This is a genomic window from Flavobacterium sp. (genome assembly GCF_043760115.1).
Taxonomy (GTDB): Bacteria; Bacteroidota; Bacteroidia; order Flavobacteriales; family Flavobacteriaceae; genus Flavobacterium.
In genome coordinates this window covers 24,477-40,229 of sequence record NZ_JAYUPK010000141.1, presented here as the reverse complement: position 1 = coordinate 40,229, position 15,753 = coordinate 24,477, and the positions used below count along the sequence as shown (strand labels likewise).

16 protein-coding genes are annotated in these 15,753 nt (G+C 28.0%); 8 read left to right on the top strand and 8 right to left on the bottom strand.

The genetic code is table 11. From position 1 onward, the window contains the following. Nucleotides 1-76: 76 nt before the first annotated feature. A complete protein-coding gene (locus ACH2BC_RS12105) occupies nt 77-1,195 on the bottom strand; it encodes a hypothetical protein (RefSeq protein ID WP_395054262.1) in 1,119 nt (372 codons plus the stop codon). Between the two features lie 690 nt (nt 1,196-1,885). Between ACH2BC_RS12105 and ACH2BC_RS12100 the strand changes: the two genes are divergently transcribed. The 5 genes from ACH2BC_RS12100 to aat all read left to right on the top strand — a co-directional run bounded on the left by ACH2BC_RS12100 (nt 1,886) and on the right by aat (nt 5,713). After that, nucleotides 1,886-2,137, top strand: coding sequence for a hypothetical protein (locus ACH2BC_RS12100; protein ID WP_395054261.1), 252 nt, complete (start codon nt 1,886-1,888; stop codon nt 2,135-2,137). Continuing rightward, nucleotides 2,121-2,867: a hypothetical protein gene (locus ACH2BC_RS12095; RefSeq protein ID WP_395054260.1), complete on the top strand. Its 747-nt coding sequence runs from the start codon at nt 2,121-2,123 to the stop codon at nt 2,865-2,867. Before ACH2BC_RS12100 ends, ACH2BC_RS12095 begins: the two co-directional genes overlap by 17 nt. Nucleotides 2,868-3,402: 535 nt before the next feature. Further along, entirely contained in the window at nt 3,403-4,278 is an 876-nt protein-coding gene (locus ACH2BC_RS12090) for a flavin reductase family protein (protein ID WP_395054259.1), read from the top strand. A 12-nt stretch (nt 4,279-4,290) separates the two neighbouring features. Then, on the top strand, nt 4,291-4,668 hold the full coding sequence (locus ACH2BC_RS12085; protein WP_395054258.1) for a DUF3127 domain-containing protein: 378 nt from the start codon (nt 4,291-4,293) through the stop codon (nt 4,666-4,668). 412 nt (nt 4,669-5,080) lie between these two features. Then, nucleotides 5,081-5,713: a leucyl/phenylalanyl-tRNA--protein transferase gene (gene aat / locus ACH2BC_RS12080; RefSeq protein ID WP_395054257.1), complete on the top strand. Its 633-nt coding sequence runs from the start codon at nt 5,081-5,083 to the stop codon at nt 5,711-5,713. 1 nt (nt 5,714) lies between these two features. Here the strand turns inward: aat and ACH2BC_RS12075 are convergent, their stop codons facing one another. The 7 genes from ACH2BC_RS12075 to ACH2BC_RS12045 all read right to left on the bottom strand — a co-directional run bounded on the left by ACH2BC_RS12075 (nt 5,715) and on the right by ACH2BC_RS12045 (nt 13,804). Beyond that, on the bottom strand, nt 5,715-6,275 hold the full coding sequence (locus ACH2BC_RS12075; protein ID WP_395054256.1) for a DNA-3-methyladenine glycosylase I: 561 nt from the start codon (nt 6,273-6,275) through the stop codon (nt 5,715-5,717). 3 nt (nt 6,276-6,278) lie between these two features. After that, entirely contained in the window at nt 6,279-6,623 is a 345-nt protein-coding gene (locus ACH2BC_RS12070; protein ID WP_395054255.1) for a DUF86 domain-containing protein, read from the bottom strand. Next, entirely contained in the window at nt 6,610-6,900 is a 291-nt protein-coding gene (locus ACH2BC_RS12065; RefSeq protein WP_395054254.1) for a nucleotidyltransferase family protein, read from the bottom strand. The genes ACH2BC_RS12070 and ACH2BC_RS12065 overlap by 14 nt, the downstream gene beginning before the upstream one ends. Before the next feature lie 27 nt (nt 6,901-6,927). Further along, a complete protein-coding gene (locus tag ACH2BC_RS12060) occupies nt 6,928-7,575 on the bottom strand; it encodes a queuosine precursor transporter (RefSeq protein WP_395054253.1) in 648 nt (215 codons plus the stop codon). A 13-nt stretch (nt 7,576-7,588) separates the two neighbouring features. Then, on the bottom strand, nt 7,589-11,434 hold the full coding sequence (locus ACH2BC_RS12055; RefSeq protein WP_395054252.1) for a TraB/GumN family protein: 3,846 nt from the start codon (nt 11,432-11,434) through the stop codon (nt 7,589-7,591). A 139-nt stretch (nt 11,435-11,573) separates the two neighbouring features. Continuing rightward, a complete protein-coding gene (locus ACH2BC_RS12050; protein ID WP_395054251.1) occupies nt 11,574-13,121 on the bottom strand; it encodes an Rne/Rng family ribonuclease in 1,548 nt (515 codons plus the stop codon). 389 nt (nt 13,122-13,510) lie between these two features. Next, nucleotides 13,511-13,804, bottom strand: coding sequence for an HU family DNA-binding protein (locus ACH2BC_RS12045; protein ID WP_395054250.1), 294 nt, complete (start codon nt 13,802-13,804; stop codon nt 13,511-13,513). 133 nt (nt 13,805-13,937) lie between these two features. Here ACH2BC_RS12045 and mutY point away from each other — a divergent pair, with 133 nt between their 5' ends. The 3 genes from mutY to ACH2BC_RS12030 all read left to right on the top strand — a co-directional run bounded on the left by mutY (nt 13,938) and on the right by ACH2BC_RS12030 (nt 15,739). Next, nucleotides 13,938-14,975, top strand: a complete 1,038-nt coding sequence (gene mutY, locus ACH2BC_RS12040) for an A/G-specific adenine glycosylase (RefSeq protein WP_395054249.1) — start codon at nt 13,938-13,940, stop codon at nt 14,973-14,975. A gap of 63 nt (nt 14,976-15,038) precedes the next feature. Further along, nucleotides 15,039-15,254 carry a hypothetical protein gene (locus tag ACH2BC_RS12035; RefSeq protein ID WP_395054248.1) on the top strand — a complete coding sequence of 72 codons (216 nt, stop codon included), beginning with the start codon at nt 15,039-15,041 and terminating at the stop codon, nt 15,252-15,254. A 47-nt stretch (nt 15,255-15,301) separates the two neighbouring features. Continuing rightward, complete coding sequence (locus ACH2BC_RS12030; RefSeq protein ID WP_395054247.1) at nt 15,302-15,739, top strand: single-stranded DNA-binding protein; 438 nt, start codon at nt 15,302-15,304, stop codon at nt 15,737-15,739. Nucleotides 15,740-15,753: the final 14 nt, after the last annotated feature.

The window sequence follows — 15,753 nt, the reverse complement described above, 5'->3', positions numbered from 1 at the left end:
AAAATACAAAACTAACTTTAAATTAAGCCCTAAAACCCCAATTTCTTAAAATCGAGTTATGTGACACTTTTTTTATTTATTCCCATTTAAAACCCGCAACATCGAATTCGATTTGACGATTTCCTTCATTAAAAAATTCAGTTTCTATGATTATTTTTTTAGTGTTTTTAAGCTTTGAAATTATTGCTTTTTCAGAATTAATAAATATCATATCTGCACTTCCGTCAGAAGGTGCAACGAATGAGAATTTTTTTGGTTGTTCATCATCAAATTTTATTCTTATTTGTCCGCCATCAAAAGTTCCGTTGAATTGACCTTTACTAACTTGCAAATAAATATCATTTCCACCATCTTTTTTTCTAATATTTAAAGTTGCTACTGAACCGCCATTATATGGAAAATTAAATTCTAATTCTTCATTTGCATCAATTGACGCGTATTTAACAGTTTTAGAAGTCATTTTATCAACATCTTCTTGAAATTGCCATTTTGTAACTTCTTCTTTTGGTAATTCTGTTTCTACCAAATTTTGCTTTTCATCTTGAGCAACTTTTGTTGTTGAAGTTGTATCGTTTGTAGTTTTATCTTTATCGCCTAAGTTAGCAATTACAATTAATGCAATAATTGCTGTAACTCCAATTTTCCAACCTTTTGAAATTGATGAATTTTTCCAAAGTGCGTAAAGTCCAACTGGGAAAAAGATTATACATAAAATTACGACCAACCAAGTTTTTTCGTACCAAGCATTTGAATTTGAGTTATTGTTTTCCATATAATTTGAATTTTGAGTTGTTTGAAAATTATTTGTCGGTTGAAAATTATTTGTTTGTTTTATTTCGGAAGAATTCGTTTCACTTTCAGACGTTAAAATTCTTGAAGTGCTTGAAAGAATATTTTCAATATTTTTTCTGTTTTTTCCCATATCAAATGCTCCGCCAAACATAATACCTGTTTTGGGTGAAGAAGTAATTTGAACTTTAGTTCTGAATTCTGAAATTTCAGTTAATTGTATTGGAATGGTTTCGCCCCAACTATACAAACTAACTCCTGCTTTTACTACAAATCTTCCTTGTAATTTGTCTGCGTTTTCAATACTCAATCCCTTAATTGATGGAATTGTTTTTTTCATTGCCTCGAAAACTTTGTCTTTCGTCATTGGAAATTCACTTTCTCCGTTGTGGTCTAATAATGCCATAATTTAATTTTAATGTTAATATTTAATTTTGTTTCAAAAATACTTGGTCTTAATTAATCTATTTTACGGTTTTCCGTAATTGTGGCAGTTATTTTAAAATTATTTATTTAAACTCAAATTATTTATTTTAAAATACTAAATATGAGATAGATATGTTTTGATGAAATTATTAGAAATTATAAATATTTATAATTTTCAAAATGATTTTAAATTTACAAAACCTAGTTTGTGTGTTTTCGACAAGCTCAAACTGACATTTTAGTTGTAATTGTGAATAAATTTAGGTTGTAAATTTTTTTTAAATTGATATGATTTAACCTAATTTGTGTGTTTTCGATAAGCTCAAATTGATATTTTAGTTTTAATTGTGAATAAATTTAGGTTGTAAAATGTTTTTTAAATTGATATGATTTTAACCTAGTTTGTGTGTTTTCGACAAGCTCAAACTGACATTTTAGTTTTAATTGAACTTATACTTAACTGAAAAAGTTAGTTCTAACTCATTTTGATTACTTACACACAACTATTGCGTTTATATATTTTTAAAGACATTCTTTGTGTTTTATAATTTGTAAAAATTGGTTAGTGTTTTTTAATTAAAATTTTAATTTTACCTAAAATATTTTAATAAACAATTAGTAAAATGTTTTACTAATTGTTTTATATTTGTTGTAATTCAAGTTTTAAAATATGGAAAATCAAAGTCAAAAAATTATTTTTAGAGGTGATAAAGAAACTTTGAGTTTAATTGCTGCAGGTAAAAAAGCCGCACAAAAAGCAATTCGTGAAAATAGAGTTTTGGGTTTGACTTTTACTTACACCAAAGGCAATAAAGTTTTTAAAGAACAAAGTAATGGAGAAGTAGTTTTTGTAAAATCTATTTTAAGTAGAAAACAACTGCATATTAAAAAAGGAACAATTCTTTATGTCAAGTCAAAATAGAGTTAGAATTTACGCAGGTCCAAATGGTTCTGGTAAAAGTTCTTTGTATGATGTAATTGGTAAAGAATATGTTTCTAGTCTTTTTGTAAATGCTGATGTAATAGAAAAAAAATTAAAAAATGTTGGATTTGTAGATTTAACAGAGTTTAATTTAAAATTAGAGCAGACACATTTAGATGTTTTTAAAAAATTAACGTCTAGTATTTCTTTACTAACTAAATCTAAAAGCGAAGGTTTTAAAATAGATTTAATTATTAAAGATAATTTTATTCTTAATCCTTCCAAATCAACAAATAGTTATGAAGCTGCATTTGTTGCTTCTTTTATTAGACATTCGTTACTTATAGAAAAAAGAAATTTTACCTATGAAACTGTTATGAGTGACAGATTTAAGTTAAGTGAAATTGATAATGCAAATAAGCTTGGGTACAAAACCTATTTGTATTTTATTTGTACAGATGATTTTGAAAAAAATATTGAGCGAGTTAAAAATAGAGTTTTAAAAGATGGTCACGATGTTGATGAAGATAAAATTAAAAAAAGATATTTTAAAACTTTAGAAAATTTGTCTGACGCAATTAAAATTGTTCATAGAGCATATATTTTTGATAATTCTGGTGATAAATATGAATTGATAGCTGAAATTTATAAAGGAAAAGCTTTTAAATTTTACTCAGATTCTATTCCGTTATGGTTTGAAAATTATGTTTACAATAAATTTGAATTCTAAATCTAATTTCACAAAAGACATAAATAATTTAGCCCTGACAGCAATGGAAATCCTTTTTTTAATTGCCTTGGGTTAAACCCAAGGTAATTAAAAAAAGATTGGAATGTATGGCAGGAATAGGATAAATAGCAACTCGCAAACCATTCGCTTCAAAGCAAATTAAAAAAGTTCACAGAGATTCTTCCTTCGTCAGAATGACAAAAAGTGCGATGGCTTTTGTTTTAGACTATTACGATTGTAGTATTTGAAAAATAATTATGATTAATTAGTACAATTTTATCGCTAACGCTTTCCATTCTGACGAAGGAAGAATCTCCGCGAACAATTCACGCAAAGCAAATAAAATAAAGTTCACAGTGATTCTTCCTTTGTCAGAAAGACAAAAAGTGCGATAGATTTTGTTTTAAACTAGTACAATTATAGTATTTGAAAAAAATTATGATTAATTATTATAATTTTGTCTTAAACTATTATAATTAGAGTGTTTGAAATTTACATTACAATTGATTTGCTACCTTTGTAGAAATGTATTTTTATGATTACAATTGATCCAAAAGAGTTAACTCCAGCCAAATTACAAGCATATTTACAAAGTGCCATTGCGCCAAGACCAATTGCTTTTGCTAGTACTATGGACAAGAATGGCAAACCCAATTTGTCGCCGTTTAGTTTTTTTAATATTTTTAGTTCTAATCCTCCAATTTTGGTTTTTTCGCCTGCGCGTCGTGTGCGAGATAATTCTATAAAACATACTTTAATTAACTGCGAAGCTACTCGTGAAGTGGTTATTAATGTGGTAAATTATGATATTGTACAACAAATGTCGTTATCGAGTACAGAATATGGCGATGGTGTTAGCGAATTTTTAAAAGCTGGATTAACACCAATTCCGTCACATTTTGTAAAACCATTTCGTGTGGCAGAAAGTCCGGTGCAACTGGAATGCAAGGTAAATGACATAATTGCGCTTGGAACTGAAGGTGGCGCTGGAAATATGATAATTTGTGAAGTTGTAAAAATACATATTCACGAAGCTGTTCTTGACGAAAACGGAACAATTGATCCTGTAAAAATAGATTTGGTTTCTAGACTTGGTGGCAATTGGTATTCTCGTTCTAATGCAGGATTGTTTGAGGTTGAAAAACCGCTTTCTACTCTTGGAATTGGCGTTGATGCGATTCCAGAATTTGTAAAAAAGAGCATCGTTTTTAACGGAAATGATTTAGGAAAATTAGGTAACGTTGAAGCATTGCCTACAGAAGAAGAAATTACTATATTTGTAAAACAAAATTTTGAAGTAAAAGGTGTTCTTAGTGCTGACGATGAAGTAAAAAAACACCAACTTGCCAAAGAATATATAGACAAAAATGAAGTACTAACTGCTTGGAAAGTACTTTTAGCAAAACAATAAAACAGAATAATTATGGAAGTTTCAGGAAAAATTAAAGTTATAAATGCAGAGCAACAAGTGAGTGCTTCATTTAAAAAAAGAGAATTGGTTGTGGCTACAGAAGAGCAATATCCACAATTTATAAGTATTAATTTTGTACAAGATAAATGCGATATTTTAAATAATTTTAAGGTTGGTGAAGCTGTTAAAGTGGCTATCAATTTAAGAGGAAGAGAATGGGTTAGTCCACAAAATGAGACTAAATATTTTAACGATATTCAAGGTTGGAAAGTTGAAAGAATGGCAACAGAAGCTCCGGCAGGACAAGCAGTTCCGCCAATGCCTGCAGCAGAAGCATTTGCTCCAGCAACTGATTTTAAAGAAGAAGAACACGACGATTTGCCTTTTTAAAAAAAAGTATGAAGTGTGAAGCTGGAAGTTAGAAGTTTGAGTTTTACTTGAGTTTCTAACTTTTTTATTGAATTTTATATTATTATTATACTTCTATATTTCCTACTTTAGCACAGAAAATGAAAAGTAAGACATTTAAGTTTTATATTAATTTTTAGTAAAAATTGAAATTGAGATTGACTTTTGAAATTGAAATTGATTTTTGAAATTGAAATTGATTGTGTTCCTTCTTCCGATAGCTATCGGAAGCGCTCAGGATGACAAAGTGTTTAGATTTTTGAGATTTTAATTTTTATTGAAATTGATTTTTGAAATTGAAATTGACTTTTGAAATTGAGATTGAAATTGAGATTGATTTTTGAAATTGAAATTGAAATTGAAATTGATTTTTGAAATTGAAATTGTAATTAACATGTATATATTATCCAAAGATTTATTTTTTCCGCCAGTAGAATTGGCATCACCAGAAGGAATTTTGGCTGTTGGTGGCGATTTATCGTCTGCAAGATTATTGTTGGCTTACAGAAACGGAATTTTTCCATGGTTTGATAGTGAAGAACCAATACTTTGGTGGTCACCGCCAAAACGAATGGTGGTTTTTCCTAAAAGTTATAAAGTTTCTAAAAGTATGCGTAACATTTTAAACAGAAATACTTTTTCTGTAACTATGAATACTAATTTTAAAGCTGTGATTTTGCATTGTCAAAATATAAAACGTAAAGGTCAAGATGGCACTTGGATTACAGACGATATTGTAAATTCTTATACCAAACTTCACGAATCTGGAATAGCAAAATCAATAGAAGTTTGGCAAAATAACGAACTTGTTGGCGGATTGTACGGAATAGATTTGGGAACTGTTTTCTGCGGAGAAAGTATGTTTTCTATAGTTCCAAACGCTAGTAAAGTGGCATTTGTAAGTTTGATAAATCATTTAAAAGAGAATGATTACAAACTATTAGATTGTCAAATTCATAACGACCATTTAGAAAAATTGGGTGCATTTGAAATTTCTAGAAATGAATTTATGGAGATTTTGAAATAAATTATTTTTGCGTCCAACAATCTTGAACGTGATCATTAACCATTCCTGTAGCTTGCATGTGAGCATATACAACTGTTGAACCTACAAATTTAAAACCACGTTTTTTTAAATCTTTACTAATTTCGTCTGAAAGTGGCGATGTTGCTGGCACATCTTTTAATGATTTTCTATTGTTTTCAATTGGCTTTCCGTTGGTGAATTTCCAAATGTAAGTAGAGAAACTTCCAAATTCTTCTTGCACTTTTATAAAAGCAATTGCATTAGAAATTGTAGCTCTTATTTTTAATTGATTTCTAATAATTCCGGCATCTAACAGTAATTCTTGAACTTTATCTTCTTTATAATTTGCAATATTATTGTAATCAAAATTGTGGAATGCTTTTCTAAAATTTTCTCTTTTGCTTAAAATTGTATACCAACTTAATCCAGCTTGAAAGGTTTCTAGTATTAAAAATTCGAATAAACTCGCATCATCATAAATTGGTTTTCCCCATTCTTCATCATGATATTTTCTATATAAATCATCTTTTTCGCACCAGGCACAACGAGTTTTATTTTCCATAAATTATTCGAAATCTTTTTTAATAAAATAAATATCTTTTTTAAAATTTGGAATGGTTTCAAAGCTAGTTTCCCAAACAAAATTTAAATCAACAGAAAAATATTCATGCACAATAAAATTTCTCATTGATTTAGCTCCTCTCCAATTGATATTTAAATATTTCTGCTTTATTTCTTCATCAATATTTGAAACTGCTTCTCCAATTACAATAAAATTTTTTAATATTGCGTCTTGTATAATCCAGCTACCAAGAAATTGATCTTTAGATGTAGTTAAAGTTATTTCTTCTAACTTTTCTATAGATTCTAAGATATGTAAAAGATATATTTTAGTATTATCTGGATTCATAAATATATTTTACTTCTTTTAAAATTTTTTCTTTTAAAAATTTATTCAAGCCATTTTCAGAAATTAAATCTACTTTTTTTTCTAATTTTTCTTCTAATTCAAATTGAATATCCGACAAAGTAAATAAACCTATTGGTTTTTTAATTAAAAATAGAATATCTATATCACTAGAAATTGTTTCTTCATTTCTAACCACAGAGCCGAACAAACCAATACGTGAAGGATTGTAAGGTTTTAAAATGTTGATAATTATTTCTTTTTGTGCATTTGATATCATAATGTAAATTTACTTAACTTTTTTTAATTATTCGTTTTTTATATACCTGTCAATAATACTGTGAGCCAAATAAATAATTGGCGTCATTAAAATTGCAATTATAAGTTTTACAAAATATCCAGTAAATGCTGAGGCAATATAAACTTCTGTAGACATTTTTCCTGTTAACCAAAAGGCAATTCCAAGTACTATAAAACTATCAAATAATTGAGATATTACTGTAGAACCTGTGCTTCGCAACCATAACATTTTATTTCCAGTTTTACTTTTTAAGAAATGAAATAGGGTTACATCAATAAGTTGCGAAACTAAAAATGCAGTTATGCTTCCAACAATTATCCACATACTTTGACCAAAAACACCATTAAATTGCTCATCAGAAACCAAACCTGTACCAACAACTGCTGGAATTTTTAAAGCAATGTATAACAGAATAAAACAATAAGCAATGAGGCAAGCTGTGATTAAGGAAAGTTTTTTTACTCCTTTTTCTCCAAAATATTCGTTTATTAAATCGGTAGTTATAAAAACAATTGGCCAAGGTAAAATTCCAATACTCATAACATATGGTCCAACAAAAATTAGTTTTCCACCTATTAGTTCTGCTACAATTGCATTGGTGATAAAAATTCCTGCCAGAATTATATAAATTGTATTTTTTTTAGAATCTAACATGGGTTAAATCATATTAATAATCGTCATAAAGATAATTTTCTTCTAGTTCTTTTACTTTCTCAAAAGTTGCTCTAAAATGTTTTTCGTTTAACGATTCGGTAATTATGCTTTGATAAATTTTAGTCAAATTAACATCGTCATCATTAATGTCTTTGGTAGTTAAAGCTTTATATGCTATAGGATTTATTTTTCCGTTTTCTACAACAAACGCAATAGGATAAAGCTCTTTTTTCTCTACTTCGTCTTTGTCAACTTTTCTAATAATTTCAAAGAAATAATAAATAGTTTCTTTATCATTAATTTTCACATTTTGCTTATACAACAATGAAATTTTGTCTTTCTCTTTTAACGATTCAAAATTAAAAACGGCAGATTCTGCAATTTGTTCGTCGGAAATTGAACTGTAAAGTGCCGTTTTATTTTTGTTTAAAAGTAATTGAATTGTAATGTATCTTGTTTTTGGATTGTTTAAAGCCGTTTCAATTTCTGATGAAGAAAGTCTGTTGTTTAATAAATCCAATCGAAGTAATTCGATATCCAATTGTGAAATTTTAAGTTTTTTTATTTTTTCTGTTAACGTTAAAAATGCGTCATCTTTTTGAAAAGAATACATCAAATTAATGTAATTTATTAAATCTTTAACTGGTGCTTCTGAACTTTCAAAATCATCTGTACTTGATTTTATTACATCTGCAACTTCTTCTACAGCTACTTCATCACTCATTTCTTCTGAATCTTCTTCTGCTGCAGCTTCAACTGCTTTTGTAGCTTCTTCTACAGCATTTTCTATAGCATCTACAGCTTTTTTTACTAAATCGTCATTATTTAGATCTTCCTCATTAGGATTTTTTTCTTTCCAACTCAATATCCTTTTATATTCAAGTTTAGCATTAGTAGTAATAATTTTTTTGAAAGAATTTAATTTTTTTGGACTAACCAAATTACTCTCTAACAATTTGTTGCAAAATTTTATAATAGGATCATTATATTCTTTTATACTGTAATATTGGTAAATTTTAGGAAATAATTCTTTGCTGTTTTCTAAATCTTTTTCAAACAATTGAAACATACTAGAAATATCGAATTCATTAGTAGAAATGGGTAAATCATATTCTAACAATTCCATTATTTTCTTGTAAGCCAATTTAGATTTTTGATTGGTTAAAGCATTTAAAACTCCAAATTGAATTCCGGTTTTTACGCCTTCTTTTTTAAACGTTTTTTCTAAATATGGAATTACTCTACTGTCTTCAATCTTGCCAATTTTTATTAGTAACGATTCTGCTGAATCAATTTCAGAATCTTTAAATTTAAAAGTATCAATAAAATTAGTAATTGTTTCAAAATCTTTTTTGCCAATTTTTAATTGATATATAGAACTCATTGCTGAGTATCTAATTGTATCTTTCTCACTATTAGCATCTTCAATAAATAATTTTATTTTATCGTCAAATACCGATGTTGTACTTTTTTGTAATGTATTATAAGAATTAAAAGTTTTTTCTATAAACTCATCATCATTTTTATACTCTCTTTCAACTAGAGTAGATAACTGAGCATAAGAATCTTCGGTAAATATAATTTTACTTTTTATGGCTTGAGTTGCATTTGGTTTAGAAACTAAAGCATTGAAAAAGTGCGTATTAGTATCTTTGTCAAATGTTGTAGATTCGCTTATTATTTCATATTTTTCTTCTTTATCTTTGACTAAATCATTCCATATAGATTTAGAAAATCCTTTTTTAGAATTAAAATTAAAATTTAATAATGAAGTATAAATGGTTTTGTCATAATCATCATCATAATCATCATACTCATTAGAATAATCAATTTCGTCTTCATTATTTTCATATACATTTTCATTTAAAAACAACTTTTTAAAATAAACTTTTACCGAATCTAAGTTGTCAATATGATCGTATTTGTGGTATTTATAAAATTCTAAATCTACGCTTTTACCAGATGCAGAATTGAAAGATTTAGATTCTGCTTTAGATATAAATGCATTTTTAGATTTGTAGTTAAAATCTGGAATGTCTAAAAATAACGCTTCATTTTGTTTTTTAGGAACGTCAATTTTAAATTTAGAAACCGTGTCTGTGTATGTAGTATATGAAGTTTTATAATTAAATTTTTCTTCTTTAAACGATTCAAAAAACTTAGTTGAATTTTCCTCAGTAGCATTAATTGTTCCTAATAAATAATATTTTGTTCCTTTAATTACCGATTTTAATTTTACATTTTTATTCCCAATTTTAGATTGCGATGTATATATTTGCTTAATTTTATCAAACTTTGTGTTGGTAGAATCAGCATCGTGTTGAAGATAAAATTCATAATGAATTTGTTTTTGTTCAAACTCGCTATCTTCTAAAAAATTTGTAGAATTTAAAGTGTTTTCTGTAACAAAATAATATCCTTTTTCTGATGAATTATACGCTTGAATTTCTACATTTTTTACCGTTTCATCTGTGTTTCCATAAACCATATTAAACTCAGGAACATCTACAGAAAATCCACCTTTTAACGGTGTAATTCGTTCCCAATTGGTAGAAAACGATTTAATTTTTATATTGTCAAATACTTCTTTTTCAAATTGTCTTGTGTAATTTCCAGATCCAATCATAGAAACCGTGATTAGTTCTAAAGGAGTAATGTAAAATCGCCAATGCTGATTATTTCCGTTTTTAGTTGCATTTTTAATATCGTAACCAACATAATTATCTTGTTCGAAATAATTTTTTTCTAAAATTGTTCCAGGTATATTTTCAAAAAATAAACTGTCAATAGTTTTAGGATTAAAAAGTTCGTCTTTTTTATTCATAAATGAATTTAACGGAATCCTTTTAATTGAAATTGCGCCACCATTTGTAAAATCTGGAGAACCAATATCTTCGCCATTTTTTATAATTTTATTAGTTAATGGCATTTTAATCATATTGTCTTTAGATGATGTAGCTATAAATCCAGGATTAGGATAAAAATCTTCAATTGCCTTTTTTTGCGCCTCACCATTTTTAGACATTACATCAATAATTGGAGAAACCGTGTAACCTTTGTCTCTTAAAAGCTGAATAATTCCTTGTTTTCCAGCAAGATGCGCTGCGCCAACAGCCGAAAATAAACTTCCAGTTTTAGCAAGAGAATCGATACTTTTAGTCATAATAATGTTTCTATTTACAATTAAAGCATCGTGCGCTTTTTTAGAAAACATTAATTTATAAATAGAATCTAGCATTAACACATCTTTCTCTCTATAATACTCTTTAGTTGCTTCATTAAAGTTACCCGATTTTACAATTTTTAATAATAACTCTCTGTTTTTATCATCTGGTCTTGCATCATCTTGTTTAATTTTCATTACAGAAAGCATTGATTCTGTAGCGCTTTCTAAACCAATAATTCGTTTTTTATATTTTCTACCTGTTTGATAAATAAACATATCTAAAACTGTATTTTCTTGATAATCAGATTTTTCTCCTTCTACGCCAGAAAGCATATTTGCAAAATAATTACTGTTTATAAACACTGTTTTTATAGCATTTTTTTTTATTGGATTTAAATAAAAAGTTGAGTAAAAATTATAAGGAGAATACAAACTGCTTTGTTGCATTAAAGCTATAACTTCATCCCAAGTTTCAGGATCGCTTTCGTTACTAACAATATCTGAAGCTAATAAATTTTTAAAAAAGGCATCACTTAAATGATAGGAAATTTTATCATTTACGTGCATTGTTCCGTACAAATAGGATTTTTTAGTTAATCCGTTACCGGATATTTCCCAAAATAAAGTTTTTTCTTTTTGAGCAAATGATAATGATGATACAAGTAATAACGCGAGTAATAATGTCTTTTTCAATGGAATAATTTTATAAAACAAATATAATTGAAAACTGCATTATAAAAACAAAAAAATACTACTATTATGGAAGTTTTTAATCACAAAAAAACCGCCAATCTATTGAAAGGCGGTTTGAAATTTTCTAAATTTTTAGAAATTATTCTTTGATTTCGTTTCCTTGAGAGTCAAAAAAGCGATAATCTAGATACGTGTAAGCGTCACGAGGTATAATTTTCACCCATTTTTTATGTTCAAAAAACCATTTTGAACGTATTGATGGAATACCAGTTTTTAAATATGCTGCCACAAAAGGATGCACATTTAACACAACTTTTTTATGGTCTTTTAATAACTTTTCTAGAGAAAAAGTAATTTTATCTATAATTTGAATTGGTGCATCTATATCACCAGGCAAATTATTAGGATTTTCTTCTCTTGTTTCAATATTTACTTCTGGTCTTACTCGCTGACGTGTTATTTGAACTAGTCCAAATTTACTTGGCGGTAAAATTTTATGCTTGGCTTTATCATCACTCATTTCTTCTCGAAGATGATTAAACAACACTTGGCGATTATCTGGATTTTGCATATCGATAAAATCGACTACAATAATTCCACCCATATCTCGAAGTCTTAATTGGCGCGCAATTTCTGTTGCAGCAATCATATTAACTTCTAGAGCAGTATCTTCCTGATTATTAGCTTTGTTAGAACGGTTTCCACTATTTACGTCTATAACGTGAAGAGCTTCAGTGTGTTCTATTATCAAATAAGCACCTTTGCTCATTGATACCGTTTTTCCAAACGATGTTTTTATTTGTCTTTCGATGTTGTATTTTTCAAAAATTGGTGTGTCTTTTGACTGATAAAACTTAACTATTTTTTGTTTTTCAGGAGCTATTTCGGCTAAATAGTCCTTGGTTTCATTGTATAACTCTTCTTCATCTACTTGAATACCAGTAAAGGTATCATTAAATACATCTCTTAATATTGACGAAACTTTACTAAGTTCGCCCAATACTTTAGACGGATGATGAGCAGTTACTAATTTTTTGCACATTGCTAGCCATCTATCATTGAGGTTTTGCAAGTCTTTTTCTAGTTCGGCTGTGTTTTTGCCTTCGGCTACTGTTCTCACAATAACACCAAAACCTTTTGGTTTGATTGCTTGTACCAATTTTTTTAATCGGTCTTTTTCTGATTTTTCTTCTATTTTTTGAGAAACAGAAACCCTATCAGAAAACGGTACAAGAACTAAAAATCTACCAGCAAAAGATAGCTCACCGCTTATTCTTGGTCCTTTGGTAGAAATTGGTTCCTTAACCACTTGCACTAAAACAGATTGGTTGGCACTTAGCACATCGGCAATGGCACCATCTTTATCTATTTCTTTTTCAAACTGAAAGTTTTTTAGGGAGAAATCTTTTATTTTACCTGCGCTTACAAGTTTAATGAATTTTAAATAGGAAGATAAATTGGGACCTAAATCGTGATAATGTAAAAAGGCGTCTTTATCTGAGCCAACATTTACAAAAGCAGCATTTAAGCCAGAAACAGGTTTTCTTATTTTGGCAATAAAAATATCACCAACAAGAAAACTGCTAATTTTTTCTTCTTCTTTATGTAATTCAATTAGTTTTCCATCTTTTAATAAGGCAAAATCTACAGCATTGTCGCTAGATCTGATAATCAGTTCTTTATTCACGTTGTAAATTTTTATCCCAACTTTAAGGTTTGTAGTTTTTAGTTTGTTGTTTATAGATTTTAACCATAAATAATAAACCATAAACCATAAACTTTTTTAAGCAAGGATGGATTAAACAATAATTTTTTACAGGTTTTACCCAAAGAAAAATAGTGTTCAGTTTACAGTTTTTAGTATACAGATACCTAATACTTTACTGACAACAGATTACTAATTTTCAATTTCAATGAACGTTTAAAAAAGAAAAAAGTAGTTTAAAACTACTTTTTCTTTTTATGACGGTTAGCTCTTGCACGTTTTTTACGTTTGTGCGTAGCTACCTTATGTCTTTTTCTTTTTTTACCACTTGGCATAACTTGGTGTGTTTAGTGTGATTAATAAATAAATTTTTAAACTGCTATTTCAGTTTTAGTTTTTACTCCTTCAACAAATACTTTTGCAGGTTTAAATGCTGGAATGTTGTGTGCTGGAATTTTTATTGTAGTATTTTTAGAAATATTTCTACCTGTTTTTTCAGCTCTAGTTTTAACTATAAAACTTCCAAAACCTCTTAAGTAAACGTTATCTCCAGTTTCTAGAGAGTTTTTTACTTCTTCCATAAATGTTTCAACTGTAGATTGAACATCTCCTTTTTCTAGTCCTAATCTTTCTGAAATTTTAGCTACGATATCTGCTTTCGTCATTTTCTTTCGTATTTATTAAATTATGTGTATTTTTTTGAGAGTGCAAATATAGGAATTAAAAAAACAATATTTCAAGGATAATTGATTAAAATTTAATCAGATAAACAATTACTTTTGTCATCCAATATTTTTTATGGAATTTTCTAACTCATTATTGCATTGGTATTTACAAAATAAACGCGATTTGCCTTGGCGAAATACCACCAATCCGTATCCTATTTGGTTGTCTGAAATTATGCTTCAACAAACAAGAGTTGCGCAAGGAATGCCTTATTTTTTATCATTTATGGAAAACTTTCCTACTGTTTTTGATTTGGCGAAAGCCGATGAAGAACAGGTTTTAAAACTTTGGCAAGGTTTAGGATATTATTCTAGAGCAAGAAATATGCACAAAACGGCTCAATTTATTGCATTAGAATTAAACGGAAATTTCCCAAATAATTACAAAGATTTACTAAAATTAAAAGGAATTGGTCAATATACTGCAGCTGCAATTGCTTCATTTGCATTTAATGAAGTTGTACCTGTTGTTGATGGAAATGTTTTTAGAGTTTTATCAAGATATTTTAATGTTGAAACAGATATTGCATCATCTACAGCCAAAAAAGAATTTACTGCTTTGGCAAATGAGTTAATCCCGAAAGACAATCCTGCATTGTTTAACCAAGCAATTATGGAATTTGGAGCATTGCAATGTGTACCAAAAAACCCAAATTGTAGTAATTGTATTTTTAATTCGAGTTGCGCTGCTTTGCAATTAAAAAAGGTTAGCGAACTTCCTGTTAAATTAAAAAAGACAAAGGTTACTAATCGTTATTTTAATTATTTAATTTTTATAGATGTTGATAATCATACTGTTATAAATAAAAGAGTAGAAAAAGGTATATGGCAAAATTTATATGAATTTCCAGTAATTGAAACTGAAGACAAAGTAGATTTTGAAACCATTACTGATGAAATAAATGAAAAATTTTCGGATAAAAAAATAATGGAAATTACTCAATATAATGACAATCAAATAATTCATAAATTATCACATCAAAAATTGCATATTAATTTTTATAAGGTTGAAATTAAAAATAAATTAGAAAAAGGAATTGATTTAGAAACCTTAAAAACGTTCCCATTTCCTATAGTAATTCATAATTTTATAGAAAAGTATTCGATATAATTACCTTTAAATAAAAGTATTAAAAAAAATAATTACCTTTGAAATAGTTAACAATTTATAATTATGGATTTACAACTTACAAAACTAGAATTAATAGAAATGCTTTTGAGTACAAAAAAAGAATCTATTTTAAAAAAAATCAAGAGTATTCTTGAAGAAGATTGTAGTGATTTAACCGAAGATGATTATAAGATTATTGATGAAAGAAGAGAAAAACATTTTAATGGCGAAAGCAAATCTTATTCTTGGGAAGAAACTAAAAAAGGTATTTTAAATTAATTATTTGAATTTATTTGTAATTTTGAATTAAACAAACCGCTACAATTATGGCAGGAACATTAAATAAAGTTATGCTTATAGGTCATCTTGGTGACGATGTAAAAATGCACTATTTTGAAGGTGGCAACTGCATTGGGCGTTTTCCGTTGGCTACAAATGAAGTTTATATTAACAAGCAAACCAACGAAAAAATTACTTCTACAGAATGGCATAATCTAGTTGTAAGAAATAAAGCTGCCGAAATTTGCGAAAAATATTTATCTAAAGGCGATAAAATTTATGTTGAAGGAAGAATAAAATCGCGTCAATGGCAAGCTGAAGACGGTTCTACAAAATATACAACAGAAATTCAAGTTACCGAATTTACTTTTTTAACAGTGAAAAAAGATACCGAAGGAAACAAATCTATGCCAATTTCTGAGCCAAAAAACAACAATTTTGATGCTCCAAACGAGCAGAATGCAGTAAATGATTTGCCTTTTTAATATTGTTTAACCAA